Origin of the sequence: Pseudodesulfovibrio pelocollis (assembly GCF_030282845.1) — a bacterium.
GTDB classification, from domain to species: domain Bacteria; phylum Desulfobacterota; class Desulfovibrionia; order Desulfovibrionales; family Desulfovibrionaceae; genus Pseudodesulfovibrio; species Pseudodesulfovibrio pelocollis.
Window position 1 is genome coordinate 15,570 of sequence record NZ_JASTWE010000026.1, and the last position, 22,876, is coordinate 38,445.

Consider the following 22,876-nt stretch of genomic DNA (forward strand, 5'->3'; position numbering starts at 1 on the left):
GCTTTCGCCGCCCGGGGCGGTTCGTCAATACTGGAATTCCCCGTCCTTGTAGATGACCAGCTCGCTGCCGTCGGCCAGGGTGGCGGTGACGGTCTTGCGCTCGGTGCTGACCAGGTCCCAGTGCAGGGCGGAATCGTTGAAGCCCAGTTCGGTCTTCTTGTCCTTGTCCAGGGTGGACTGGTCGCCCGCATAGGTGTCGGCGTAGGACGCGCCCACGGCCACGTGGCAGTTGCCCTGGTCGCCGCCGAAGTTCTCGTCGAACAGGGTGTTGGCCATGAAGGCGCTGATCTTGGAGAAACGGCGGTCGGTCAGGGAGAATTCGCCCAGCCGGTTGGCTCCCTCGTCCAGGGTCAACTGCTTGGCCACGAACTCCCCGCCCACCCGGGCCTCGGTCTTGACGGCCACGCCGTTCTCGAAGGTCAGGCGCACGCCTTCCACATAGTTGCCCGAGCGGTAGGAGGGCTGGTCCGCGTAGTACACGCCCTCGGTGCCGCGCCAGTCGGGCGAGAGGAATATCTCGAAGCTCGGGATGTTGTGGCCCGAGACGCCGAGCCAGCGCCGGTCGCGGCCCGGGGTCACGGTCAGGTCCGTGTTCTCGGAGGTGACGCGCAGCCGCGTGATGTCCAGGCCGTTGAGCCACGCCTTGACCTTTTCGGCCTCGTCGAAGATCTCGGCCCACTTGGCGGACGGGTCCTCGTGGTCGAGGAAGCAGGCGTCCACCACCTGGGCCTTGAACTCGGCCATGGTCAGCCCGGCCGCCTCGGCCATGGCCTCGGTGGGGTAGAGGCACAGGGTCCAGCCGAAGTCGCCGGACTGCTCGCGACGCTCCATGATGTCGCGCATGAATTTGCGGGCCACGGCGGCCAGGCCTATCTTGCTTGGGTCCACATCCTTGAGGTGGGTCAGGGTGGCGGGCGCGATGAGGGAGATGAGTCCGTTCAAGCTCTCGATCAGCTCCCGATCCCCGGCCGGGACAGCCGTGAGCTGGGCGTCGGCTCCCTTGCCGTAGAAGGACAGGTCCATGCCCGGGGTCATGTTCTGCCGGGCCACCGGGTTGAGCCCCTTTTCGATGAGCATGTCGAAGACCGCCTCGGCCAGGGGCAGGGCCGGGGCGTCGAAGCGCAGCAGGATGGTGTCGCCGGGGGCATAGGGTTTGGTGCGGGCGGTGGTCAGGCCCCACCACAGTGTCTGGGCGTATTTCTTCAATTCTTCTTTGGTGAACATGAGTGTCCTTGTCGGTGTTGAGGGTTGTCGTCTGCGGGCACGATAAACGACTCGGCCGCCGGTCACAACACCCGAAAACGCGCCGGGCGGCGGCCGGGTGGTGAAATGGGTTTTCATGTCTTGACACAGGGCGGGCTTGAATATATCTGCAACTCGTGCCCGGCCTTTCGGGTCGGAAGCGTGCAATCACCGCTGCGCATCAGGCGCAGCAAACCAGCCCCGTGAGACGCGGGCATCCCAAATCATTCTGGAGGGAACAATGGGCTACACTATCACTGTTGATCATGACAAATGTACCGGCGACGGCGAGTGCGTTGACGTCTGCCCCGTGGAAGTCTACGAGCTTCAGGACGGCAAGGCCGTTGCCGTGAACGAGGAAGAGTGCCTCGGTTGTGAGTCCTGCGTCGAGGTCTGCGAGGCCGACGCTATCACCATCGAAGAGAACTAGTTCCGAAAGTTTTGCCACGGCTCCGGGAGCGGCGGGTCACCGTTGCTCCCGTTTCCTTTTTCGGCCATGGCCGCAGCGTGGCGGTTCGCGGTCCCGGCTCGGGAGACCGGCGCTCCCTTTGCCCGCCCCGACGGTTTTTGGCCTGCCGACGCCGCCCGTGCGGTTGACGATTTTGATTCGCGACTTACCATAACGGGCATGACGTCGCCCGGCGACGCGACACGGGCCACACATGCAGACTCATATGGCTGGCCAAATGGGCGGGCCAGCCAGACGGGTTCAGACATGCGGGCCAGACGAGGAGCATACACATGGCGCTGGATTTTTCCGAATATTTCAAGCGGTACGAGGCCATAGTCGCCGAGGTCGAAGGGGTCTTCGACAAGTTCGAGGCCGAGATGGGCGATCTGGTCAAGTGTGGCAAGGGGTGCAGCGACTGCTGCCACGCCCTGTTCGACATCACCCTGGCCGAGGCCATCTACATCAACCACAAGTTCAACGAGCTGTTCTCGGGGCTTGAGCGCAGCACGGTCCTGAATCGGGCAGACCAGGCCGACCGCCAGATACACAAGCTCAAGCGCAAGGTGTACAAGGCGAGCCAGGAAGGCCGCCCCGCCTCGGAAATCCTCCTGGAGGTCTCGCGGGCCCGGGTGCGCTGCCCCATGCTCTCCGACGACAACCTCTGTGTCATGTACGAGCACCGGCCCATCACCTGCCGCCTCTATGGCGTGCCCACCTCCATCGCGGGCGAGGCCCACACCTGCAACCTCTCGGGTTTCAAGGGCGGCGAAAAATATCCCACCGTGAACATGGACATTGTCCTTGACCGGCTCATCACCATCGGCCGCGACCTGCAAAAGGGCATCGGCAGCCGCTACATGGAGCTGGGCGAAATGCTCGTGCCCCTGTCCATGGCCCTGGTCACCGAGTACGACGAGGATTACCTCGGGGTGCGCGCCCCGGCCAAGGACACCGGCTCCGCCAAGCCCGCCGCCGCGCCCGTGGAGATCAAGGCGCCGGGCGGTGCGCCGTTCAGGGCCCCGGGCGGGGATGCTGACAACTGTTCGTCATGTACCGAAAGCAAGTCCGCCTGCGAGTCGTGCACCAGCAAGACCATCGTCCTTGGCGGGGACGGAGGGCAGGCATGAGCGATCCCAACAGCTACGAGGAATTCACCCCCGAGCAGCTGGCCGAGCGCAAGCTGTGGATGTACGAGAAGATGTCGCCCCGGCGGCGCAAGTTCGTGGACCGCGTGGGGTTTGAGAACTGGGACCCCTTCGCGGCTCCCTTCGACCCCATAGACATCCGCCGCGACAAGACCGGCCACACCTCGGACCACCTGACCCAGCTCTTCATGCGTCACTGCGGCAAGAACGCCAACCAGGAATACGTGGACGCGGTCAACGAGTTCAACGTCATGCTGGTGATGAATTTCGAGAAGGTCAGACCGGTCTTCGATTACTGCCTCTGGTATGCGGATCATCTGAAAAAACACGGCGTCAAGCCGTAATGAAAGGATAGGCCCATGGAAAAATTCGACAATCTCGACGAGTACATCGCCGACCTCAAGGCCAAGCTGAAGAAGAACCCCCAGTGCGGCAACAGCCACTACAACCTTGGCGTGGCCTATCTTTCGCGCCGCGACTTCATGGAGGCCGAGCGCGAATTCCTGGACGCCGTGGCCCATTCGCCGCGCCTGGCCGAGGGGTATGTGCAGCTGGGCGGCATCGCCTTGCAGCAAGGGGACCTTGAAAGCTGTATGAACTACAACATCCAGGCCACCCAGCAGCGCCCCTTCTTTGCCGTGCCCTGGGGCAACATCGGTTTTGTCCAGCTCCAGCTGGGCGATACGGACAAGGCCCACAAGGCGCTCAAGAAGGCGCTGAAGCTGGACCCCGAGTTCGTCCAGGCCCAGGCCACCATGTCCAGCCTGTACATCACCATCGGCGATTACGAAGAGGCGGACAAGCTGCTCAAGAAGATTCTGGACAAGTACCCCAATTTCGGCCCGGCCTGGAACAACAAGGCCCTCATCCACGCGGCCAGGAAGGAATGGGCCGATGCCGCCACGTGCATGGCCAAGGCCATGGAGAACGGGTTCGACGTGCCCGAAGAATTCCAGAAGGAAGTCGAGGCCAACAACTGACCCCTCGTCCGGCAGCCTTGCGGGCCGGAAAAAAATGATTATCATCAAGGGGACCGTGTCGTGCGGTCCCCTTTTTCGTGGGCAGGGCCGGGGCGACTCCCGGGCGCGCCCTTCACCCCCTGCGGGAGGCGTCATGTCCAGATTCCGCCAAGTGAAAGGAGACCTGCGGGCCATCCTGGCCGACGAAGGCTGGCAGGCCCGGCTGGAAGACCTTGGGGCATGGCCCCCGGGCATCCTCGTGCCGCCCCTGCTCTCGCTGCGCCTGGACCGGGACGAGGCGGTGCGCTGGCACTCGGCCACGGCCTTTGGCCTGACTGCGGAGCGCATGGCCGAGGCATCCATGGAAAAGGCCCGGATACTCATGCGCACCTGCATGTGGTACATGAACGAGGAGTCGGGCAACCTGGGCTGGGGCATCCCCCACTTCATGGGCGAGGCCATGGCCCGAAGCGAGCGTATCGCCCTTGAGTTTCACAAGGTTTTCGTGTCCTACATCTTCTGCGACGAGGCCTGCGACGGCAACTATCTCGATCATCCGGAGCTGCGGCGCGACGTGTTCTGGGGATTGGCCCGGCTGGCCGAGGTCCGGCCCGGGCTGGTGGCCCACGGCGAGCGGTTCCTGGCGGCCGCCCTGGCCGAGGAAGACGCCTTCAACCGGGCCCACGCGGCCCGCGTTCTCGGCCTGATCGGCGCTGCCCCGGCACGCGAACCGCTGGAGGGGCTGCGGGACGACCCCGCGCCCGTGCGCACGTATCTTGACCGGGAGCTGATGGACACCACTGTCGGCCAGATGGCGTCAGGGGCACTGAGCGCGCTGAATGCGCCGGTACGACGGGAAGGGTGATCGGGCCGGGCCGGCCAGCGCGGACGGCCCGGCTCATCGCTAGAAGTTCATGATCTTGTCCGCCTTGCACATCTCGTCGTAGAGAAACTGCATGTTGGAGAGCTTGACCGTGTCTGATTCATCCACGCCGTGGATGGCCATGCACTTGCCTCAGGCGACGAGGACGCCCTCGCTCAAGCTGAAGACTTTGGCCTGCTCGCCGATGGGAAACCGCTCGCTGTCCCCGGCCGACAGGTCCACGGCCGGGCCGTTGAGAAAGAGGGTCACGCCCTCGCCCGCGCTGAGCAGGAAGTTGCCATAGCGCACGGCGTTCCATTTCACTTCAGGGTCCGTGCTGGTCAGGGTGATAAGTATATGCATCCGCCGCAACTCCTTTGTTTTTCGATTGATGATGTCTATAGCAAGGTCGTGGGGAGAGGGCAACACCGCCTGGAAGCCGCAGGCCCCGCGACGCGATGGCACCCCCTCTCCGCCAGCCCGGCAAAAAAGGGAAAAAATGTCCGCGCCGCGCTTGACAACCGGGCGGCTCGCGGATAGATATTCACTCCGCTTCGACGAGAAGGCGCGTAGCTCAGGGGGAGAGCATTTGCTTGACGTGCAAAGGGTCGTGGGTTCAAATCCCTCCGCGCCTACCAGAAATCCCCGGGAAGGGAGGCCAAGAGCCTCCCTTTCATTATTTAGATGGTCGTTGAAAGAATTGAAACGCGCAGGCTGTTCAAAAATGGTTGGATGCTAGGCGCGAAAAAAGTTCAAGGCCGAAGGGTACTTCCTTCCGCGAGGATTTGAACTTTTTGAATAAGCTTTCTGTACGGCTCGAAGAATCGCCTACAGTCGCTTAACGTCCGCAGGCGGCCATTTATCAACAGCCTGCAAGATGGCCCGCGCCACGGCGCGGCAAAGGAGCCTGACAGTGCAGATCGAAGTCTCCGGGAACAGGATCGACGTGCCCGACGGCGCGTCGTGCGCCGACGTCCTGCAACAGGGCGTCTCCAAAAAGCAGTTCAAGAACGTGGTCGCCGCCCGCTGCGGCGAGACCGTCCTTGACCTGACCGCGCCCGTTCCCGGCACCTGCACTACCATTGAGCCCATCATCGCCGACAGCGAGGAAGGGCTCGACATCATCCGCCACTCCGCCGCCCACCTCATGGCCGAGGCGGTCAAGAGGCTCTTCCCCGCAGCCAAGGTGACCATCGGCCCGGCCATCAAGGACGGCTTCTACTATGATTTCGACTTCGAGCGCCCCTTCACCCCCGAGGACCTTGAGGCCATCGAGAAGGAGATGCTTAGTTCCGTAGGGGCCAACAAGGAGTTCTCCTGCCGGGCCATGAGCGCCGACGCGGCCAGGGAATTCTTCGAGGCCATGGGCGAGACCTACAAGGGCGAGATCATCGACGATCTGGGCGGTGACACCTTCACCGTCTATTCCCACGGCGATTTTGCGGATCTGTGTCGCGGGCCGCATGTGCCGCGCACCGGCATGATCAAGGCCTTCAAGCTGCTCTCCGTGGCCGGGGCCTATTGGCGCGGCAGCGAGAAGAACAAGCAGCTTCAGCGCATCTACGGCACGGCCTGGTCCGATCCCAAGGCCCTCAAGAAATATCTCGACAGGCTCGAAGAGGCCAGGAAGCGCGACCACCGCAAGCTGGGCGCCCAGCTCGACCTCTTCTCCACCCACGAGGACGTGGGCGGCGGCATGATCCTGTGGCATCCCAAGGGCGGGCTGGTGCGCACCATCCTCGAGGATTTCGAGCGCAAGGAGCACCTCAAGCGCGGCTACCAGATCGTGCAGGGCCCCCTCATCCTCAAGCGCGAGCTGTGGGAGAAGTCAGGCCATTACGACAACTACCGCGAGAACATGTATTTCACCGAGATCGATGAGCAGGGGTACGGCATCAAGCCCATGAACTGCCTGTCGCACATGCTCATCTTCAAGCGCAAGATCCAGAGCTACCGCGACCTGCCCCAGCGCTATTTCGAGCTGGGCGTGGTCCATCGCCACGAGAAGTCGGGCGTGCTCCACGGCCTGATGCGGGTGCGTTCCTTCACTCAGGACGATGCCCACCTCATTTGCCGCCCGGACCAGCTTCAGGACGAGATCATCGGCGTCTTCAACTTCGTGCGCGACATCATGGACCTCTTCGGCTTTACGTTCGAGGCCGAGATATCCACCCGGCCGGAGAAATCCGTGGGCACCGACGCCGACTGGGAGCTGGCCACCGCCGCACTCAAGGATGCGCTGGACGCGCTGGGCAAGCCCTACGCCATCAACGAGGGCGACGGCGCGTTCTACGGGCCCAAGATCGACATCATCCTGCGCGACTCCCTGGAAAGGCGCTGGCAATGCGCTACAATCCAATGCGATTTTACCTTGCCAGAGCGGTTTGACTTGGTATATGTGGGCGATGACGGTGAACGCCACCGGCCGGTCATGCTGCATCGGGTCATCCTCGGTTCCATCGAACGGTTCATCGGCGTCCTCATCGAACATTTCGCCGGGGCGTTGCCTGTATGGCTGGCTCCGGTTCAGGCGCGTCTGTTGAACGTGACGGACGCCCAGGCCGAATTCACGGAAAAAGCCCGGGCCTATCTGGCGGGAAGGGGTATCCGCATCGAAGCGGACACCCGCAACGAGAAGCTGGGGTACAAGGTACGGGAAGCGCAGGTTGAAAAGATTCCGTACATGTTGGTGGTCGGCGACAAAGAGGTGGAGGCCGGGTGCGTCAATATTCGCTCGCGCGATGGCGAGGACCCCGGCATGGTGACACTGGAAGAGGCCGCGCAGCTCATTCTCGACGCTGCCCAGGCCCCTTTCAAACGAGGAGGCATGCGCTATAGCTTTTCGGGGTAACGACCGCCGAGACCAGAAGAAGCAAGATCTGGTCCGGCGCAACGAGCGGATTCGCATCCCCAAGGTGCGGGTTGTGGATGAAGACGGCGAGCAGCTGGGTGTTCTCGACACTCGTGACGCGCTTGATCGCGCCAGGGAAAAGGGCCTTGATCTGGTCGAGGTCGCGCCCAACGCGGACCCGCCGGTCTGCAAGATCATGGATTACGGCAAATTCAAGTACCAGCAGCAGAAAAAGTTGCAGGAAGCCAAGAAGAAGCAGACCGTCATCAAGATCAAGGAAGTCAAGTTCCGGCCCAAGACCGACGAGCACGACTACCAGACCAAGCTCAGTAAAATTTTGAAATTCCTGGACGATGGTGATCGCTGTAAAGTCACCGTCTTCTTCCGGGGACGCGAGATCGTCCACAAGGACCGCGGGCTCAAGATGCTTGAGCGGGTTGTGACCGATACCGCGGAAGTCGCCAAAGTTGAGAGCAGGCCCATGTCAGAGGGACGGACGATGACAATGATGCTTGCTCCCGTAAAAAAATAGTCGACTCGCAAGGGACCTGTTCCCTTTCAAGGAGGATACGATGCCCAAGATCAAAACCAGACGCGCTGCCGCCAAGCGGTTTTCCAAGACCGCTTCCGGCAAGTTCAAGCGCCGCAGGCAGAACCTGCGGCACATTCTGACCAAGAAGAATGCCAAGCGGAAGCGTCGCCTGGGGCAGTCCACCACCGTGGACAGCACCAACATGAAGGCGGTTCGCCGCCAGTTGCCCAACGGCTAGTTCGTTTCGGGCCGCGCGTCTGCTGCGTTCCCCATGGATTCCGGATGGCCGGAATTCAACGCATCAGGCCGGAGTCGGCCGGGATCGAAGTGTGGATTCGGAAACAATCTAAAGCAATCCGCCTCGTCGGGGGAGTCCGTCCGGCCCGGGAGGTATTAAGCGATGGAGGTTCGACATGAGAGTTAAACGCGGCGTCGCCGCCAAGAAGCGTCACAAGAAATATTTGAAGATGGCCAAGGGCTACCGCGGAGCGGGCAGCCGCCTGTACCGTACCGCCCGGGAACGGGTCGAGAAGGCCCTGTGCCATGCCTACCGCGACCGCAAGGGCAAGAAGCGCGAGTTCCGCAAGCTGTGGATCATGCGCATCAACGCCGCCGCCCGCATCAATGGCATGTCCTACAGCCGTCTGATGGATGGCCTTAAAAAGGCCGGAATCGAGCTCAACCGCAAGGTGCTGGCCGACATGGCAGTGCGCGACCCCCAGGTGTTCGCGAAAGTCGCAGAGGCCGCCAAAGCCAAGGTGAGCTAGACGTGAGTGATGCATTGAAGTCCTTCCTGGAAGGACTCGACAGCCTGGCCCAGGATTGCGAATCGCGCAAGGGCCAGGCTTGTTCGTTGAAGGAGCTGGAAGAGCTGCGCATCGAGTTCCTCGGCCGCAAGGGCAGGCTGGCCCAGTCCATGGGCCAGCTTGGCCGGCTCGATGGCGAGGCCAAGCCCGCAGGTGGCCAGAAGGCCAACGAGGTCAAGCAGCGCATCACCGCGCTGCTCGATTCGTGGCAGGAGGAACTGGCCCATGCCGAGACCGACCGCGCCCTCTCCATGTTCGACCCCACCATGCCCGGGCGCAGGCCCTGGGCCGGATCGCTCCATCCCGTGACCCTGGTCATGGGGGAGATATGCGACGTGCTCACCGGCCTCGGCTTCGAGCACGCGGCAGGGCCGGAGGTGGAGAACGACTGGAACAACTTCGAGGCCCTGAACATCCCGCCCGAGCATCCGGCCCGCGACATGCAGGACACCCTGTACGTGTCCGAGCGCATCGTGCTGCGCACCCACACCTCGCCCATGCAGATCCGCAGCATGCTCAAGCGCCAGCCGCCGCTGGCGGTCATCGCGCCCGGCAAGGTCTATCGCCGCGATTCGGACCTGACCCACACCCCCATGTTCCATCAGATCGAGGGGCTGCTGGTGGACCGCGACGTGTCCATGGGCGACCTGCGCGGCACCCTGACCGCCTTTGTGCGCCAGCTTTTCGGGGCCGAGACAGAGGTGCGCTTCAGGCCGAGCTTTTTCCCCTTCACCGAGCCCAGCGCCGAGGTGGACATCTCCTGCGTCCTGTGCGGTGGCAAGGGGGCCAGGGACGGCGCCGCCTGTCGCGTATGCAAGGGCACGGGCTGGGTCGAGATCCTGGGGTGCGGCATGGTCGATCCCAATGTCTTCAAGTCCGTGGGCTACGATCCCGAGGTCTACTCCGGGTTCGCCTTTGGTCTGGGCGTCGAGCGGGTGGCCATGCTCAAGTACGGCATCGGCGACCTGCGCATGTTCTTCGAGAACGACGTCCGCTTCCTCGAACAGTTCGCGTAGCGCGGTCACGCCCCGGCGGGGCCGGTGCCGCCCGATTGTATAACTTCTCATCGCCAATGGTAGTGCAATGCTTGTCAGCTTAGATTGGTTGCGTGAATTCGTGCCCTTTGAGGGCGAACCCCAGGCCCTGGGCGACCGGCTCACCATGCTCGGCCTCGAACTCGACGGCATCCACGACCCCTTCGAGGCCGTGCGCGATCTGGTGGTGGGCCATGTGGTCGAGTGCGGGCCGCACCCCGAGGCGGACAAGCTCTCGGTCTGCCGCGTGGACGTGGGCGACGAGGTGCTCGACATCGTCTGCGGCGCGCCCAATGTGGCCGCCGGGCAGAAGGTGCCCGTGGCCAGGGTGGGCACCACCATGCCCGACGGGCTGAAGATCAAGAAGGCCAAGCTGCGTGGCGTCGGGTCATACGGCATGATCTGCTCCGAGCGCGAGCTGGGCTTTTCCGACGATCACCAGGGCATCTGGGTCCTCGACGATTCCTTTGCGCCCGGCACCCGGTTGGCCGATGCCCTGAACCTGGAGCGCGTGGTCTTTGATTTCGACATCACGCCCAACCGGGCCGACTGTCTGTCCATCCTCGGCTTTGCCCGCGAGACGGCCCTGGCCTTTGACCTGCCCCTGACCCTGCCCGCCCTCAATCTCCACGAGGCGGGCGGCAACGCGGCCGACGAGGTACGCATCGTCATCGACGACCCCGAGCTGTGTCCGCTGTACAACGGGCGCATCGTTCGCGGCGTGACCACGCGCAAGGGGCCGGACTGGATGCGCTTTCGCCTCCTGGCTCTGGGCCAGCGGCCCATCAGTAATATCGTGGACTGCACCAACTACATCATGTTCGAGCTGGGCCAGCCACTGCACGCCTTTGACCTCGACCTGATCGAGGGCGCGACCATCCGGGTGGCCCCGGCCACGGAGGGCATGAGGTTCACCACCCTGGACGGCCATGAGCGCACCCTGACCGCCGCCGATCTGCTCATCTGGGACGGGGTCAAGCCCGTGGCCCTGGCCGGTGTCATGGGCGGGCTCAACTCCGAGATGCACGACGGCTCAACCAACGTCCTGCTCGAAGCCGCCATATTCCGGCCCGGCACCATCCGCAAGACCGCGCGCAGGCTTGCCCTGCCGTCGGACGCCTCCTACCGCTTCGAGCGCGGGGTGGACCAGGTCATGAACCGTTTCTGTCTCGACCGCGCGGCCCAGCTCATGGCCGAGACCTCGGGCGGCACGGTGGTCTCGGGCGTGGCCAGCGCCGAACCGAAACCCTGGCGCGACCGCACTCACACCTATCGCCACGACCGGTGCATGCGTCTGCTCGGCCTGGACCTGGAGCCGGAGTTCGCCAAGAAGGTCTTCACCCTCGAAGGGTGCGGCGTGGACGACAGCGATCCCGCCTGCTGGACCGTGTCCTCGCCCTCGCACCGGCTCGACCTGGAGCGCGAGGTGGACCTGTACGAGGAAGTGGGCCGCGTCTACGGACTGGACCGCATCCCGGCCGTGCTGCCGCGAGTGGCCAAGTCCCTGGACGGCATCGTCTCCGGCGAGACCGAGTACGGCTTCATCGGCCGGGTCAAGGCCTGGGGCGCGGGGGTGGGCCTCAACGAGGCCATCAACTACAGTTTCGTGGGCGCGGACGATCTCGACCGGCTGGGCCTGCCCGCCGAGGGGCGCGTGTTCATCGCCAACCCCCTGAGCGAGGACCAGAACGTCATGCGCACGGCCCTGGCGCCCGGCCTGCTCAACACCCTCAAGCACAATCTTTCCAAGGGCAACAATCACATCCGTGTCTTTGAGGTGGCCAAACGGTTCGTGGCCGATGCCCAGTCCGACACCGAGACGCGTGAGCACTCGGGCCTGGGCATCCTGCTCTATGGCCCGCGCCACGCGGCCGAGTGGCCCTGGCAGGGCGGCGATGCCGACTACCTGGACCTCAAGGGCCATGTGGAGCATCTGGTGCAGGGCCATCTCAAGCTTTCGGCTCCCCAGTGCGCTCTGGCCGGTGAGCACCCCTTCCTCAACCCGTGCGTGGAGGTGCGGGTGGACGACCGCTTCGTGGGCGTCATGGGCCGGGTGCGCGAGGACATGGCTGATTTTTATCACGCCCGCAAGGAGGTCTGGCTGGCCGAACTGGATCTCGACACGCTGCGCGAACTGGCCACGGCCCACAGGATCGGTTTTGCGCCGCTGCCCGTGTTCCCGCCCAGCCGCCGCGACGTGACCGTCATCGGCTCGGCGACCCTCAAGGCCCAGGCCATCCGAGAGGTCATCATGGGGGTGGGTGTGGACATCCTCGAATCCGTGGAGTTGGTGGCCGAGTTCGTGCCCCAGGGCCAGGAGGCGGGCCGCGAGGAGCGCAATCTTTCTTTTCGGCTCACCTATCGCCATCCGGCCCGGACCCTCACGGACACCCAGGTGGACAAGGAACACGCCAGGATTCTCGAAGCCCTGGCTTCGACCCTGCCGGTCCGGTTCTAGATCGACACGCACCTGTTCCCGGCGCTCTTTCCGGCCCCGTCCCGCTTGAGGGGGCGGGGCCGTGTCTGTTGCGCCCCGGTCGGGTGACGCAAAGCTGTTGTAGGGACCGTGCCGATTTGCTAGAAATGCCAAATGGAAGACTTGCAGGAGTTCAAACGGTACAAGATCGGTCAGGCCGCGCGCGAGATCGGGGTCAAGACCTATGTGCTGCGCTTCTGGGAGGGCGAGTTCGAGGAGATCGAACCCATCCGCACCGAAAGCGGCCAGCGGCTCTACACCGAGGAACACCTGGAGATCATCCGCGAGATCAAGCGGCTGCTCTACGACGAGAAGCTGACAATCGACGGAGCCAAACGCAAGTTGCGCAGTCGCGAGCAGAGCGGCATCCTGCGCGAGATTCATGACGAACTCGTGACCATCAGAAATCTCCTGAGGCGCTGACCCGCCTCGTCCGCACGAGGGCCTGACCATGAACAAGCTGGTGAAACTGGGCGTCATCGGAGCGGGCGTGGCCGTGTTGCTGGGGCTGGTGGCCCTGGCGATCTTCATAGTCACCTTCGACATCAACAGCTACCGAGACACCATCGGCCGCCTCGTGGTCGAGAAGACGGGCCGGGAGCTGACCATTGACGGCGACATTTCCCTGACGTTTTTTCCCCACCTCGGCGTGGGCATGGAGCGCGTCGCCTTGAGCGATGCTCCCGGCTTCGGCGACGAGCCCATGGTGGCCGTCGCCAGGGCCCGGCTCGACGTGCGCCTCCTGCCGCTCTTCTCGGGTCGGGTGCGCTTCGGCCACCTCGAACTCGAAGGGGCCAGCCTGACTCTGCGGCGCGCCCCCTCCGGCCGGACCAACTGGGACGACCTGACCGACCGGGCCACCAAGGCCGAGGCGAAACCGGCCGTGGGGCCGGAAACCGGGGGGGCGGAGCCCGGCTCCTTTGACCTTGAGATCGACGGCGTGAGCATCACGGGCTCCGAACTGGTCTGGGTGGACCGCGCCGGGGGCGCGACCGTGTCCCTGCGCAATGTCTCCCTGACCACCGAAACCATTGCCCGGGGTGCGCCCTTTGGCGTGACCATGCGCTGCGATGTGGGCAGCGAGGCCCCGGCCCTGACCGGCACCGTCGAGTTCGCGGGCACTGTCGCCATTGCCGCTGGTTCGGCAGGGGCGAGCTTCGGGGGAATGGTCCTGAATGCCGTGATCGAGGGTGAGTCCGTGCCCGGAGGCCGGGCCGACATCGCTGTCCGGGCTGACACCGTGGGCGTGGATATGCGCGCACAGGGCGCGGGCGACCACGGCAAGGCCGGGCTGGCCGTGCGCGTGGACGGACTGACGGTCGCGGCCTATGGGCTCACGGTCCGGGCGTCCGGCGCCCTGACCGGGCTCGGCTCGGCCGCCCGGCTCACGGCCTCGGTGGGGCTGGACCGCTTTGATGCGCGCAAGACTCTGGCCGCCCTGGGCGTTGACGTGCCCCGCACGGCGGACCCGCAAGCCCTGACCCGGGCCGGAGCCACGGCCGCGCTGATCGTTGACGCGGGCGGTTTCGAGGTGCGCGAGTTGGAGGCCGTCATCGACGGCACGACCATCTCCGGCTCCCTCTCCCGTCGCGAGCGCGAGGGCGCGGCCCGGGACGTGGTGCGTCTGACCATCGACACCCTTGATCTGGACCGCTACCTGCCTCCGCGCAAGGCTGGCCGCAGTGAGTCGTCCCGGTCAACGGACCAGGGCGGCAGCCGGGATTCGGACCCGATCATCGACGCCGTGCTGCTGCGCGACCTGAGCCTGGACCTGGAGGCCACGGCCCGGTCCCTGCGCGTGGCCGGAATTTCCATGACCGACGTGCAGGTCTCGGCCGGAGCGCGTCATGGGCTGGTCCGCGTCAGCCCGGTCAAGGCGGCGCTCTACGGCGGCCATGCGGCCGTGGGTCTGACCATCAACGCGGTGAGCGACCATCCGGCAAGCGATGTGATCATCGGCGTGGACCGGGTGGACGTGGGCGGCCTCTCGCGCGACGCCCTTGGTACCGACGAGTATCAGGGGGTGCTGACCCTCAATGCCGCCCTGGCCTGCCAGGGGGCGCGGCGCGAGGCGATGCTGCGCAGCACGAACGGCCGGTTCACCTTGAACCTCGCCGATGGCGTGTTTCCGGGCGTGGACCTGATGAGCATGGCCCGCACCACGCATGAGCAGCGAAACCGCGCCGACGGCACCGTGGAGGCGGCCCGGACCGATGCCACCCGCTTCGGCTCCATCACGGCCACGGGCGTTGTCACCAACGGCGTCCTGCGCAGTCGCGATCTGGAGGTCAAGGCCCCGGGTTTGCGCGCCGATGGAGAGGGGAGCGTTGACCTGCCCTCGGGCCGCATCAACGCCCTGGTCAAGGTCAAGCTGGCACCCACGGCGCAAGGGCAGGGCGGCAGGTCCTCGGACGATCTCTACGGGGTCATGGTCCCCCTCCGGGTGACGGGCACCTTGGAGCAGCCGCGCTACCGGGTCTCCATCGAGGAATACGTCAAGGCCCTGGGCGGCGCGGTGCTCGACACGGCTGGAAGCGTGCTGGATACGGCAGGAACCGTTGTCGAGGGGGTGAGCGATGTGCTCAAGGGGGTCGGCAAGGCCGTGATGGGCGGTGACGATGCCAAGGAGCCGGAGGGAGAGAAGAAGCGCGGCTTCTTTGGCCTGTTCTGATCCACTCCCTTGAAGCGCAGGCGTCACGGCAACGTCACGGGATTGTCGATTCGCCGGAATGAGCCAGGGACAGGTCCGTGCGAGGATGAACCATCCGCACCATCAGAAATATCGAGGAGTCTTCCATGAAAATACTGTACCTGTGCACTGGCAACTCCTGCCGCAGCCAGATGGCCGAGGGATGGACCCGCCACCTGCGCCCGGACATCGAGAGCTGGTCGGCCGGGGTGGTGCGCCACGGCATGAACCAGGACGCGGTGCGTGTCATGCAGGAGGCCGGGGTGGACATCTCGGCCCAGACCTCCAAGACCGTGGACGATCTGCCCGAGGTGGAGTTCGATTACGTGGTCACCCTCTGCGGCCATGCGGCCGAGAACTGCCCCTACTTCCCGTCAAAAGCCAGGCGCGTGCATCGCGGGTTCGACGATCCGCCGAGCCTGGCCGCCAGCCTGGCGACCGAGGAGGAGCGGCTGGCCGTGTATCGCCGGGTGCGCGACGAGATTCGGGCCATGGTCGAAGGGCTGCCGGGCAGTCTGGAGGACTGAGCCGGGCTGACCCTGCTATGAGCGGGTCACGGGAATGGCTGACGGCGGGATGGGAACCCGCTTGATCTGCTGGGGCTTGCCGGGCTGGGGCTTGTTGGTCTGGAACTTGGGGGACTGGGCCTTGGCCTGCTGGCCAGGCTGGGCTGCCTGGGCACCGGGCTGGTTCTTCTTTTCGCCGCCCGCCACCAGGGTGTGGAGCTTGTCCATGGCCGAGTCGAGCGGCTCGCGCTCGCCCACCTGCTGGCGCAGGAACCCGTTGATGGGCGCGACCATGGCGATGGCCTTGTCTACCTCCGCGTTGGCCCCTTTCTGGTAGGCCCCGATGTTGACCATGTCTTCCACGCGCTTGAAGGTGGCCATGTGGCGCAGCAGCGCCTGTCCGTCGGCCTGGGCCTCGGACGTGACAATGTCATTGCGCAGTCGGCTGATGGATTTGAGCACGTCGATGGCCGGGTAGTGGCCGAGGTCTGCCAACTCGCGGGTGAGCACGATGTGGCCGTCGAGGATGGAGCGGGTGGAGTCGGCGATGGGCTCGGTGAAGTCGTCGCCGTCCACGAGCACGGTGTAGATGCCGGTGATGGACCCTGCGGCGCTCTTGCCCGCGCGCTCCAGCAACTGGGGCAGATGGCTGAAGACGCTCGGGGTGTAGCCGCCACGCGTGGGCGGCTCGCCCGCGGCCAGCCCCACCTCGCGCCCGGCCATGGCGAACCGGGTGACCGAGTCCATCATCAGCAGCACATCCTTGCCCTGGTCTCGGAAAAATTCCGCCACGGAAGTGGCCGCGTAAGCCGCGCGCATACGGATCAGCGGGCTCTTGTCCGAGGTGGCCACCACCAGCACGCTGCGGGCCATGCCCTCGGGGCCGAGGTCGCGCTCCATGAATTCCACCACCTCCCTGCCGCGCTCGCCCACCAGGGCGATGACGTTGATGTCCGCCTTGGTATAGCGGGCGATCATGCCCAGCGTGGTGGACTTGCCCACGCCGGAACCGGCCATGATGCCCACGCGCTGGCCCTTGCCCAATGTCAGCAGGGCGTTGACCGAGCGGATGCCCACATCCAGCGGCTCGTTGATGCGCGGCCGCTCCAGGGGGTTTGGCGGCTCGCGGTGCAGGGGGACAAAGGCTTCGGGCGTGAAAGGTCCTTTTCCGTCCATGGGTTCGCCGAAACCGTCCACGGCCCGGCCGAGCATGGCTGTGCCAACAGGCATATGGGGCGGGGTGGCCGCGTTCTGGATGAGGCTGCCCGGCCCGATGCCGCGCATGTCGGAATAGGGCATGAACAGGCAGGCTCCGTCGCGGAAGCCGACCACCTCGGCCGCGATGGGCTTGGCGTTTTCGGGAATGAGATAGCAGACCGAGCCCAGGGGTGCCCGGATGCCGTGGCCTTCGGCGATGAGGCCCACCACCTTGGTCACCTTGCCAAAAGCCTGGCAGGGGTCGAGCTGCTCCAGCAGGCTGAGCCTGGACTGTGAAGCCACGGCTATTCCCCGCTGCCGCCAGCGGCGGGTTCGTCGCGGGTGACGACCTCGGCGAGCTGGTCCAGGAGGGCTTCGACCCCCTTCCAGCGCGTGGCCACCGAATTGTCCACCTTGGCGTCGTCCGCCTCCACCACCACGCCGCCCTGGGTCAGGGCAGGGTCGGGCTTGACCGTCCACTGCTTGAGCGCGGGGTTGCGCGCCTGGATGTCCTTGAGAAAGGCGTCGAGACCGGCCGCGTCCTCCTCGGCGCAGCGGATGACCAGCTGCCGACGGGATTCGATGCGCTCCAGCGCCTCGCGCATCAGGGATTCGAGGGACGCCTTGCGGCTTTGGGTCATCTCGATGCGCAGGGTCTTTTCCACGGCCAGCCGGATCAGGGCCGCCACATCGCGCCTGCGGGCCTCGAAGATGTCCGTGCCGTGGGCACCGAGCCGGGCCAGGAGCTTTTCCACCTCCTGGGACATGACCAGGGTGTGCTGCTCCACGTCGGCCTGGGCCTGGGCCAGCCCCTCCTCGTAGCCCTCGTGGCGGGCCGTGGCCCGCAGGGCCTCGGCTTCCAGCTCGGCCAACATGATGATTTCCTTGGCTTTCTCCTGCGCGCGTTGGCGGACCTTGGTCAGGTATTCCTCGTTGGTGGAATCGTCCCAGATGAGCTGGCGCTTGCCTTCCAGCTCCTGAATGGTCATCTCGTCCGGCCCGGGCGAGCTCATGCCGATGATGACCTTGCCGGTCAGCGGGCCTCTGGTCGCGCTGTGGGGTCTAGACAAAGACATCGCTTCCACCTCTGTTGATGGCTATCTTGCCCTCGTCCTCCAGGCGGCGAACGGTCTTGACGATGTTCTGCTGGGACGCCTCGACCTCGGAGAGCTTCTTGGGCGGCATGATTTCCAGGTCTTCCTTGATCATGGTGCTGGCGCGCTCGGAGAGGTTCTTGAAGAACTTGTCCTTGAGTTCGTCGCTCGCGCCCTTGAGGGCGATGGTCAGGTCCTCGTTGGAGACCTCCTTGAGCAGTTCGCGGATGGCGATGTCGTCGATGCTCTTGATGTCCTCGAACACGAACATGAGGTTCCTGATGTCCTCGGCCATCTGGGTGGACTCCTCCTCGATCTCGGAGAGGACCTCTTCCTCGGTGTTGCGGTCCACCGCGTTGAGGATCTCGGCCACGGCCGAGACGCCGCCGACCTTCTTGCCTTCCTTGCCGCCCATGGCGATGAGCTGGCTTTGCAGTACCTTGTCCACTTCCATGAGCATCTCCTCGGCCACGGCTTCGAGTTTGGCCAGGCGCATGAGCACCTCGGCGCGAACGCCGGAGGGCAGGTTCTGGATGAGTTCGGCGGCCTGATCGGGGTGCAGGTGGCCCAGGATGAGCGCCAGGGTCTGGGGATGCTCGTTTCTGAGAATCTGCGCCAGGATGCGCGGGCTGACGTTTTCCAGCTCCTGGAAGGGCGTGGGGCCGGTATCCAGGTCCAGGGAGTCCATGATGTACTTGGCTGTCTCGCTGTCCAGGGATTTGGTCAGCAGCCGCTTGACCGTCTCCGCGCCGCCCATGAGCAGTTCCGCGCCGTAGGCCAGGGCCTCGTTGTACTCCTTGAGCACCTGGAGCACCTGTTCGCGCGGGACGGAGTCGGTATCGAGCATGGCCTTGGACACGGCCGCGATCTCGTTGCGCTCCATCCGCTTGAACACGTCGCCGGTGAACTTCTCGCCCAGGGCGAGCAGCACGATGGCTGTTTTTTGCGGTCCGGTGAAGTTGGACATTCCCTATGCCTCCTGGGCAAGCCAGCTCTTGAGCAGGTGCACGGCCTGGTCCATGTTGTCGTCGGACAGCTGCACCGCGTGGTTCTTGGCGTTTTCGAGGCGTCTGGACATGTCCATGGCCTCCTCGTCGATCTCGTCCTCTTCCAGGGCGAGGCGCTGGGAGCCGGGCAGGCCCGCCATCTCCTCGATCTCCTGTTCGGCCACACGGGGGCGGATCAGGGCCATGATCACCGGCCGCACGACCAGGATCAGGAACAGGAAGATGAGCAGGCCGTTGAGGAAGGGCTTGCCAAGCCGCTGGGCGTATTCGAGCATGGTGCGCATGAGCGAGTCGCCGTCGTACAGGCTCGGCTCGCCAAAGGAGATGTTGCTCACCTCAATGGAGTCGCCACGCACGCTGTCAAAGCCCACGGCTCCGGCGATCAGGTTCCTGATGCGGTCAAGCTCCTCGGCCGAGCGCGGCACATACACGGCCTTGCCGGTATCCTCGTCGGTCTGCCACGTTCCATCCACGATAACCGCAACGCTCAATCGTTTCAACTCCCCAACCGGGGCTATGATGTTTTCTTCCTGCCTGTTGATCTCGAAGTTGGTGGTGCGCGATTCGCGGGTGGAGTCCTGGGTGGTGCGCGTGCCGGTGAAGCCGTCGCCGCGGAAGTTGGCGTCCGGCTCGCCGCCGGCCAGGGAGGCCGCGCCCGCCGTGGTTTCCTCGCTGCGGGTCTCGGAGCGGACCACCGAGCCGTCCGGGTCGTAGCTTTCCCTGCGGATGGTCTTCTGGCTGAAATCGAGGTCTGCGTTGACCCGGGCGATGACCTTGTCGGGACCGACCACCGGGCCGAGCAGTTCCATGATCCGGCGCTGGGTGGTGTTTTCCATGTCGGCCTTGAAGTCGAGCTGGGTGCTGGACAGGGCCAGGCCAGAGGAATCGTCCTCCGGGGTGTACAGGGGGCGGCCCTTCATGTCGGTCACGGTGATGTTCTTGGGCTGGAGTCCCTCGACCGACATGGACACGAGGTTGACCACGCCCTGCACCTCGTTGGGCGCGAGCTTGGTGTTGTCGCGAAGCTGAAGGATGATGGCCGCCGAGGGGGGCATCTGGTCCTCGATGAACAGGCTCTTCTTGGGGATGACCAGGTGCACGCGGGCCTGATCGATCTGCGGAAATTCCGATATGGTGCGGGAGAGTTCGCCCTGGAGGGCGCGCTGGAAGTTGATGTGCTGCACAAAGTCGGTCTGGCCGATCTTGACATCGTCGAAAATCTCGAAACCGATGCCCTGGCCGTGCAGGTTGCCCTCTCCGGCCACCTTCAGGCGGATCTCGTAGACGCGGTCGGCCGGGACCAGGATGGTGCGGCCGTTGTCGTCGATCTTGTAGCGCTCCTTGGCGGACTGGAGCATGCTCACCACCCTGGAGGCGTCCTCGGGGTAGAGATTGGTCATGAGCACTTTGTAGTCGGGCCTGTTCATCCAGTAGATCATCAGCGCGAAGGCCAGGACCACGGAAATGGCCAGACCCGCGATGAGGATGCGCTGGGCCGTGGTGCGGTCCGACCATAAGCCATACAGCTTGGACAGGTAATCGGTGATGAAAGGAGGCATCTCTTCTTCTCCCGAGGAAAGTGGTTGTCCCGGTTATGCGTTGATCGATGCGGCCGCTAGAGCGGCATCTTCATGATTTCCTGATAGGCGGTCATCACCTTGTTGCGCACCGCGCTGGTCATGGACATGGCCAGCCCGGCCTTTTGCATGGTGATCATCAGCTCGTGGACGTTCTGCTTCTTGCCCGAGGCGAATTCCTCGATCATCAGCTTCTTTTCCGACTCCATGTCATTGACCTTGACCAGCGAGTCCTTGAGCGTGTCGTTGAATCCCTGGGCCGGGGGTGTCGGTTTTAGCAACCGGGCGGCCACGGTGGAGTCCACGGACCTGCGGCGCATGTCCATGGCGTTTTGATAGGCGTTGATGGCGACGCTTTTGATGACCATTGCTGTGCTCCTTGATCCTTAAGAGGCTGTTGAAAAACGGCGATCTGCGTCGTTGCTTCAAAAAGTCCAAACCCTCGCGTACAGGAAGTACGCTTCGGCCTTGAACTTTTATCGCGTCTAGCATCTCACCATTTTTGAACAGCCTCCATGTTTTGACTTTTTCAACGGTCTGTTAAAATGCTACACGCCGATTTGCAGCGCCTTGTTGAACATCTGCTTGACCGATTCGATGGTCTGGACGTTGGCCTCGTACCCGCGCGTGGCGTTCATCATGTAGGTCATCTCCTCGACCACGTTGATGTCCGGGTAGTAGACGTAGCCAAACTCGTTGGCGTCCGGGTGGTGCGGCTCGTAGACCTGCTTGAAGGGCCGCTGGTCTGCCGTGACGCCGAGGACCTTGACCCCGTGCAGGTCGCGGTTGAGCTGGCTGTGCATGGCCTCGTCAAAGGGCGAGTAGACCGGGCTGGACTCGAACGACACGGATTTCCGCTGGTAGGGGCCGCCCTCCAGGGTTTTGGTGGTCCGAATGTTCGCCATGTTCATGGAAATGACATTGAGCGTGGCGCGCTGCGCCTTGAGGCCGGACGCGCCGATGTCGAGTGCGGTCATGAAGTCCATTTACTTGCCTCCTTCGGCGATGACTTTCTGCAAGCCCTCGAAGTTCTTTTTGATGACACTGGCCAGGGCGTTGTACATGAGACCGTTCTTGCTCATGATGGCCATCTCCTTGTCCATGTCCACGCTGTCTTCGCCGTAGACGTGGCGGGGTTTGAACTCCTGGAGTCCGTCGCCCTGGAAGCCGTCGGCGCTGAAGACCGCGGGCATGTGGCTTTTCTGGGTGCGCGTCATCTTGCCGCGCGCGTCCAGATTGAGCGCCTGCTGGAGCTTGTCCTCGAATTCGAGGCGGCGGGCCTTGTAGTCGGGCGTATCGACATTGGCGATGTTACCCGTGACGAGATTTTGACGTTCGAGCCGCATGTCCAGCACCCGCGACGTCAAATGGATGTGGTTCCCGAAAAGTCCCTTCATGCCTTGATCCTCCTGCGTTTCCCCGGCTTGGGGTTGGTGGCGGGCATTTTTTTCCGCCTTTCCCGCGATGGGGTTAGCAACTAGCGTTCCAATTATGCAACTATCTGATTAATAAGGATATGTGCCAAAAATGCACGTCTTGAGCCTCTTCGCCGGGTCAGAGAGAAGATCGGAAGGGTCTTTGCTTTTCCATAGTAATGGGCCGCAAGGCGTCGCCCGGGGGGCGGCCCGGGGCGGCCCGGGGCGGGTCAGGGCACATGTTGCCGGTTTGGGCTGAAAGATTTTTTATTGCGGGGTGTTAACATGGGCGTTTGGGGGCGCATCTGGCCGCTGTAGGCCGCGTTTCTTGATGAAAGGTGAATGTTGTCGCTGTTGGCACAGGGATTGCTTGGCACCAGCGCGGGCCAAGTGAGCCCGGACGATTTTTTCGACCCGGCCGCCGGGTAAAGGAGAAACGGAGGGGAACGACATGAGTGGACATCTGGATTACGAAATCAACAAGGAACTCGGCGAGTGCTACCTGTTCATGGGTGAGCTCGACAAGGCCGAGGAATACTACAGGAAGGCCGTCGGCTCCAACGGAGTCCACCCGGACCCGTATCTGGGGCTGGCCACCGTGGCCGTGCAGCGCGGCAATCTGGCCGACGCGCTGGTCATGTACGAGAAGGCCCACAAGGTCGCGCCCAGCGACAAGAGTCTTTCCGGGATCGCGCTCATCCGGATGGAGAACGGCGAAAAGGAGAATGCCTATTCCCTGTTCGTCGAGGCCGTCAGGATGAACCCCGAAAACATGGTCGCCCTGTTCAGCCTGATCAGGCTCGGCCATGAACTGGAGCGTGTGGCGGACATCATTCCCTATCTCCGTAATTACCTGGAGATAGATCCGGCCAAGCACGAGGTTCGCTTCTCCCTGGCCGGGTGCCTCATGTGTGCCGGGCAGGAAGACGCGGCCCGGGGGGAGCTTGAGAAGATTCTCGAAGCCAACCCCGAGTTCGCCGCCGCCAGGGAATTGCTCGAACAGCTCCAGGCCTAGAACCACGGTCTCCCCTCC

The 22,876-nt window shown here is 64.0% G+C and carries 24 protein-coding genes and 1 tRNA gene; 16 read left to right on the forward strand and 9 right to left on the reverse strand.

Annotation, left to right across the window (positions count from 1 at the left end; genetic code table 11):
* Positions 1-24 precede the first annotated feature (24 nt).
* The gene (locus QQS14_RS10235) at positions 25-1,224 is read right to left on the reverse strand and encodes an aminopeptidase (protein WP_285906895.1); all 1,200 of its coding nucleotides are present in this window, start codon (positions 1,222-1,224) and stop codon (positions 25-27) included.
* 136 nt (positions 1,225-1,360) lie between these two features.
* Between QQS14_RS10235 and QQS14_RS10240 the strand changes: the two genes are divergently transcribed.
* The 5 genes from QQS14_RS10240 to QQS14_RS10260 all read left to right on the forward strand — a co-directional run bounded on the left by QQS14_RS10240 (position 1,361) and on the right by QQS14_RS10260 (position 4,662).
* Entirely contained in the window at positions 1,361-1,672 is a 312-nt protein-coding gene (locus QQS14_RS10240; protein ID WP_285906896.1) for a ferredoxin family protein, read from the forward strand.
* A 311-nt stretch (positions 1,673-1,983) separates the two neighbouring features.
* A complete protein-coding gene (locus tag QQS14_RS10245; protein ID WP_285906897.1) occupies positions 1,984-2,820 on the forward strand; it encodes a YkgJ family cysteine cluster protein in 837 nt (278 codons plus the stop codon).
* The gene (locus QQS14_RS10250) at positions 2,817-3,182 is read left to right on the forward strand and encodes a hypothetical protein (RefSeq protein WP_285906898.1); all 366 of its coding nucleotides are present in this window, start codon (positions 2,817-2,819) and stop codon (positions 3,180-3,182) included. The genes QQS14_RS10245 and QQS14_RS10250 overlap by 4 nt, the downstream gene beginning before the upstream one ends.
* Positions 3,183-3,197: 15 nt before the next feature.
* A complete protein-coding gene (locus tag QQS14_RS10255) occupies positions 3,198-3,818 on the forward strand; it encodes a tetratricopeptide repeat protein (RefSeq protein WP_285906899.1) in 621 nt (206 codons plus the stop codon).
* Between the two features lie 133 nt (positions 3,819-3,951).
* Positions 3,952-4,662: a DVU0298 family protein gene (locus QQS14_RS10260; protein WP_285906900.1), complete on the forward strand. Its 711-nt coding sequence runs from the start codon at positions 3,952-3,954 to the stop codon at positions 4,660-4,662.
* Positions 4,663-4,701: 39 nt separating this feature from the next.
* Here QQS14_RS10260 and QQS14_RS10265 read toward each other — a convergent pair whose 3' ends face one another.
* Positions 4,702-5,022: a DsrE family protein gene (locus tag QQS14_RS10265; RefSeq protein WP_285906901.1), complete on the reverse strand. Its 321-nt coding sequence runs from the start codon at positions 5,020-5,022 to the stop codon at positions 4,702-4,704.
* Positions 5,023-5,222: 200 nt separating this feature from the next.
* Between QQS14_RS10265 and QQS14_RS10270 the strand changes: the two genes are divergently transcribed.
* The 10 genes from QQS14_RS10270 to QQS14_RS10315 all read left to right on the forward strand — a co-directional run bounded on the left by QQS14_RS10270 (position 5,223) and on the right by QQS14_RS10315 (position 15,574).
* Positions 5,223-5,297: transfer RNA gene (locus QQS14_RS10270), tRNA-Val, on the forward strand.
* 275 nt (positions 5,298-5,572) lie between these two features.
* Positions 5,573-7,510 carry a threonine--tRNA ligase gene (thrS, locus tag QQS14_RS10275; protein WP_285906902.1) on the forward strand — a complete coding sequence of 646 codons (1,938 nt, stop codon included), beginning with the start codon at positions 5,573-5,575 and terminating at the stop codon, positions 7,508-7,510.
* A complete protein-coding gene (gene infC, locus QQS14_RS10280; protein ID WP_285906927.1) occupies positions 7,494-8,042 on the forward strand; it encodes a translation initiation factor IF-3 in 549 nt (182 codons plus the stop codon). Before thrS ends, infC begins: the two co-directional genes overlap by 17 nt.
* A gap of 40 nt (positions 8,043-8,082) precedes the next feature.
* Positions 8,083-8,280, forward strand: coding sequence for a 50S ribosomal protein L35 (gene rpmI / locus QQS14_RS10285; protein WP_285906903.1), 198 nt, complete (start codon positions 8,083-8,085; stop codon positions 8,278-8,280).
* 175 nt (positions 8,281-8,455) lie between these two features.
* Entirely contained in the window at positions 8,456-8,809 is a 354-nt protein-coding gene (gene rplT / locus QQS14_RS10290; protein ID WP_285906904.1) for a 50S ribosomal protein L20, read from the forward strand.
* A gap of 2 nt (positions 8,810-8,811) precedes the next feature.
* A complete protein-coding gene (gene pheS, locus QQS14_RS10295) occupies positions 8,812-9,864 on the forward strand; it encodes a phenylalanine--tRNA ligase subunit alpha (RefSeq protein ID WP_285906905.1) in 1,053 nt (350 codons plus the stop codon).
* Between the two features lie 67 nt (positions 9,865-9,931).
* Positions 9,932-12,340 (forward strand): phenylalanine--tRNA ligase subunit beta, encoded by a 2,409-nt coding sequence (gene pheT, locus QQS14_RS10300; protein WP_285906906.1) that lies wholly within the window; start codon positions 9,932-9,934, stop codon positions 12,338-12,340.
* Positions 12,341-12,472: 132 nt separating this feature from the next.
* Positions 12,473-12,781: a MerR family transcriptional regulator gene (locus QQS14_RS10305; RefSeq protein WP_285906907.1), complete on the forward strand. Its 309-nt coding sequence runs from the start codon at positions 12,473-12,475 to the stop codon at positions 12,779-12,781.
* A 28-nt stretch (positions 12,782-12,809) separates the two neighbouring features.
* Positions 12,810-15,029, forward strand: a complete 2,220-nt coding sequence (locus QQS14_RS10310; protein WP_285906908.1) for an AsmA family protein — start codon at positions 12,810-12,812, stop codon at positions 15,027-15,029.
* 125 nt (positions 15,030-15,154) lie between these two features.
* On the forward strand, positions 15,155-15,574 hold the full coding sequence (locus tag QQS14_RS10315) for an arsenate reductase ArsC (protein WP_285906909.1): 420 nt from the start codon (positions 15,155-15,157) through the stop codon (positions 15,572-15,574).
* A gap of 15 nt (positions 15,575-15,589) precedes the next feature.
* On the opposite strand, the gene QQS14_RS10320 is transcribed toward QQS14_RS10315, so the two are convergent.
* The 7 genes from QQS14_RS10320 to flgB form a co-directional block, all read right to left on the reverse strand.
* Complete coding sequence (locus QQS14_RS10320; RefSeq protein ID WP_285906910.1) at positions 15,590-17,053, reverse strand: FliI/YscN family ATPase; 1,464 nt, start codon at positions 17,051-17,053, stop codon at positions 15,590-15,592.
* 2 nt (positions 17,054-17,055) lie between these two features.
* The gene (locus tag QQS14_RS10325; RefSeq protein ID WP_285906911.1) at positions 17,056-17,826 is read right to left on the reverse strand and encodes a FliH/SctL family protein; all 771 of its coding nucleotides are present in this window, start codon (positions 17,824-17,826) and stop codon (positions 17,056-17,058) included.
* Positions 17,813-18,811 (reverse strand): flagellar motor switch protein FliG, encoded by a 999-nt coding sequence (fliG, locus tag QQS14_RS10330; protein ID WP_285906912.1) that lies wholly within the window; start codon positions 18,809-18,811, stop codon positions 17,813-17,815. The genes QQS14_RS10325 and fliG overlap by 14 nt, the downstream gene beginning before the upstream one ends.
* A gap of 3 nt (positions 18,812-18,814) precedes the next feature.
* Entirely contained in the window at positions 18,815-20,410 is a 1,596-nt protein-coding gene (gene fliF, locus QQS14_RS10335) for a flagellar basal-body MS-ring/collar protein FliF (RefSeq protein ID WP_285906913.1), read from the reverse strand.
* 56 nt (positions 20,411-20,466) lie between these two features.
* Positions 20,467-20,796, reverse strand: a complete 330-nt coding sequence (fliE, locus tag QQS14_RS10340; RefSeq protein WP_285906914.1) for a flagellar hook-basal body complex protein FliE — start codon at positions 20,794-20,796, stop codon at positions 20,467-20,469.
* Positions 20,797-20,976: 180 nt separating this feature from the next.
* Positions 20,977-21,414, reverse strand: a complete 438-nt coding sequence (gene flgC / locus QQS14_RS10345) for a flagellar basal body rod protein FlgC (RefSeq protein ID WP_285906915.1) — start codon at positions 21,412-21,414, stop codon at positions 20,977-20,979.
* Entirely contained in the window at positions 21,415-21,825 is a 411-nt protein-coding gene (gene flgB, locus QQS14_RS10350) for a flagellar basal body rod protein FlgB (RefSeq protein WP_285906916.1), read from the reverse strand.
* 469 nt (positions 21,826-22,294) lie between these two features.
* Between flgB and QQS14_RS10355 the strand changes: the two genes are divergently transcribed.
* Positions 22,295-22,858, forward strand: a complete 564-nt coding sequence (locus QQS14_RS10355) for a tetratricopeptide repeat protein (RefSeq protein ID WP_285906917.1) — start codon at positions 22,295-22,297, stop codon at positions 22,856-22,858.
* Positions 22,859-22,876: the final 18 nt, after the last annotated feature.

Bases quoted from the DNA above. Each gene is read 5' to 3' on its own strand.
- QQS14_RS10235 (WP_285906895.1), bottom strand. From the start codon at position 1,224: ATGTTCACCAAAGAAGAATTGAAGAAATACGCCCAGACACTGTGGTGG.
- QQS14_RS10245 (WP_285906897.1), top strand. From the start codon at position 1,984: ATGGCGCTGGATTTTTCCGAATATTTCAAGCGGTACGAGGCCATAGTC.
- QQS14_RS10250 (WP_285906898.1), top strand. From the start codon at position 2,817: ATGAGCGATCCCAACAGCTACGAGGAATTCACCCCCGAGCAGCTGGCC.
- QQS14_RS10255 (WP_285906899.1), top strand. From the start codon at position 3,198: ATGGAAAAATTCGACAATCTCGACGAGTACATCGCCGACCTCAAGGCC.
- QQS14_RS10260 (WP_285906900.1), top strand. From the start codon at position 3,952: ATGTCCAGATTCCGCCAAGTGAAAGGAGACCTGCGGGCCATCCTGGCC.
- rpmI (WP_285906903.1), top strand. From the start codon at position 8,083: ATGCCCAAGATCAAAACCAGACGCGCTGCCGCCAAGCGGTTTTCCAAG.
- rplT (WP_285906904.1), top strand. From the start codon at position 8,456: ATGAGAGTTAAACGCGGCGTCGCCGCCAAGAAGCGTCACAAGAAATAT.
- pheT (WP_285906906.1), top strand. From the start codon at position 9,932: ATGCTTGTCAGCTTAGATTGGTTGCGTGAATTCGTGCCCTTTGAGGGC.
- QQS14_RS10305 (WP_285906907.1), top strand. From the start codon at position 12,473: ATGGAAGACTTGCAGGAGTTCAAACGGTACAAGATCGGTCAGGCCGCG.
- QQS14_RS10310 (WP_285906908.1), top strand. From the start codon at position 12,810: ATGAACAAGCTGGTGAAACTGGGCGTCATCGGAGCGGGCGTGGCCGTG.
- QQS14_RS10315 (WP_285906909.1), top strand. From the start codon at position 15,155: ATGAAAATACTGTACCTGTGCACTGGCAACTCCTGCCGCAGCCAGATG.
- QQS14_RS10325 (WP_285906911.1), bottom strand. From the start codon at position 17,826: ATGTCTTTGTCTAGACCCCACAGCGCGACCAGAGGCCCGCTGACCGGC.
- fliG (WP_285906912.1), bottom strand. From the start codon at position 18,811: ATGTCCAACTTCACCGGACCGCAAAAAACAGCCATCGTGCTGCTCGCC.
- fliF (WP_285906913.1), bottom strand. From the start codon at position 20,410: ATGCCTCCTTTCATCACCGATTACCTGTCCAAGCTGTATGGCTTATGG.
- fliE (WP_285906914.1), bottom strand. From the start codon at position 20,796: ATGGTCATCAAAAGCGTCGCCATCAACGCCTATCAAAACGCCATGGAC.
- flgC (WP_285906915.1), bottom strand. From the start codon at position 21,414: ATGGACTTCATGACCGCACTCGACATCGGCGCGTCCGGCCTCAAGGCG.
- flgB (WP_285906916.1), bottom strand. From the start codon at position 21,825: ATGAAGGGACTTTTCGGGAACCACATCCATTTGACGTCGCGGGTGCTG.
- QQS14_RS10355 (WP_285906917.1), top strand. From the start codon at position 22,295: ATGAGTGGACATCTGGATTACGAAATCAACAAGGAACTCGGCGAGTGC.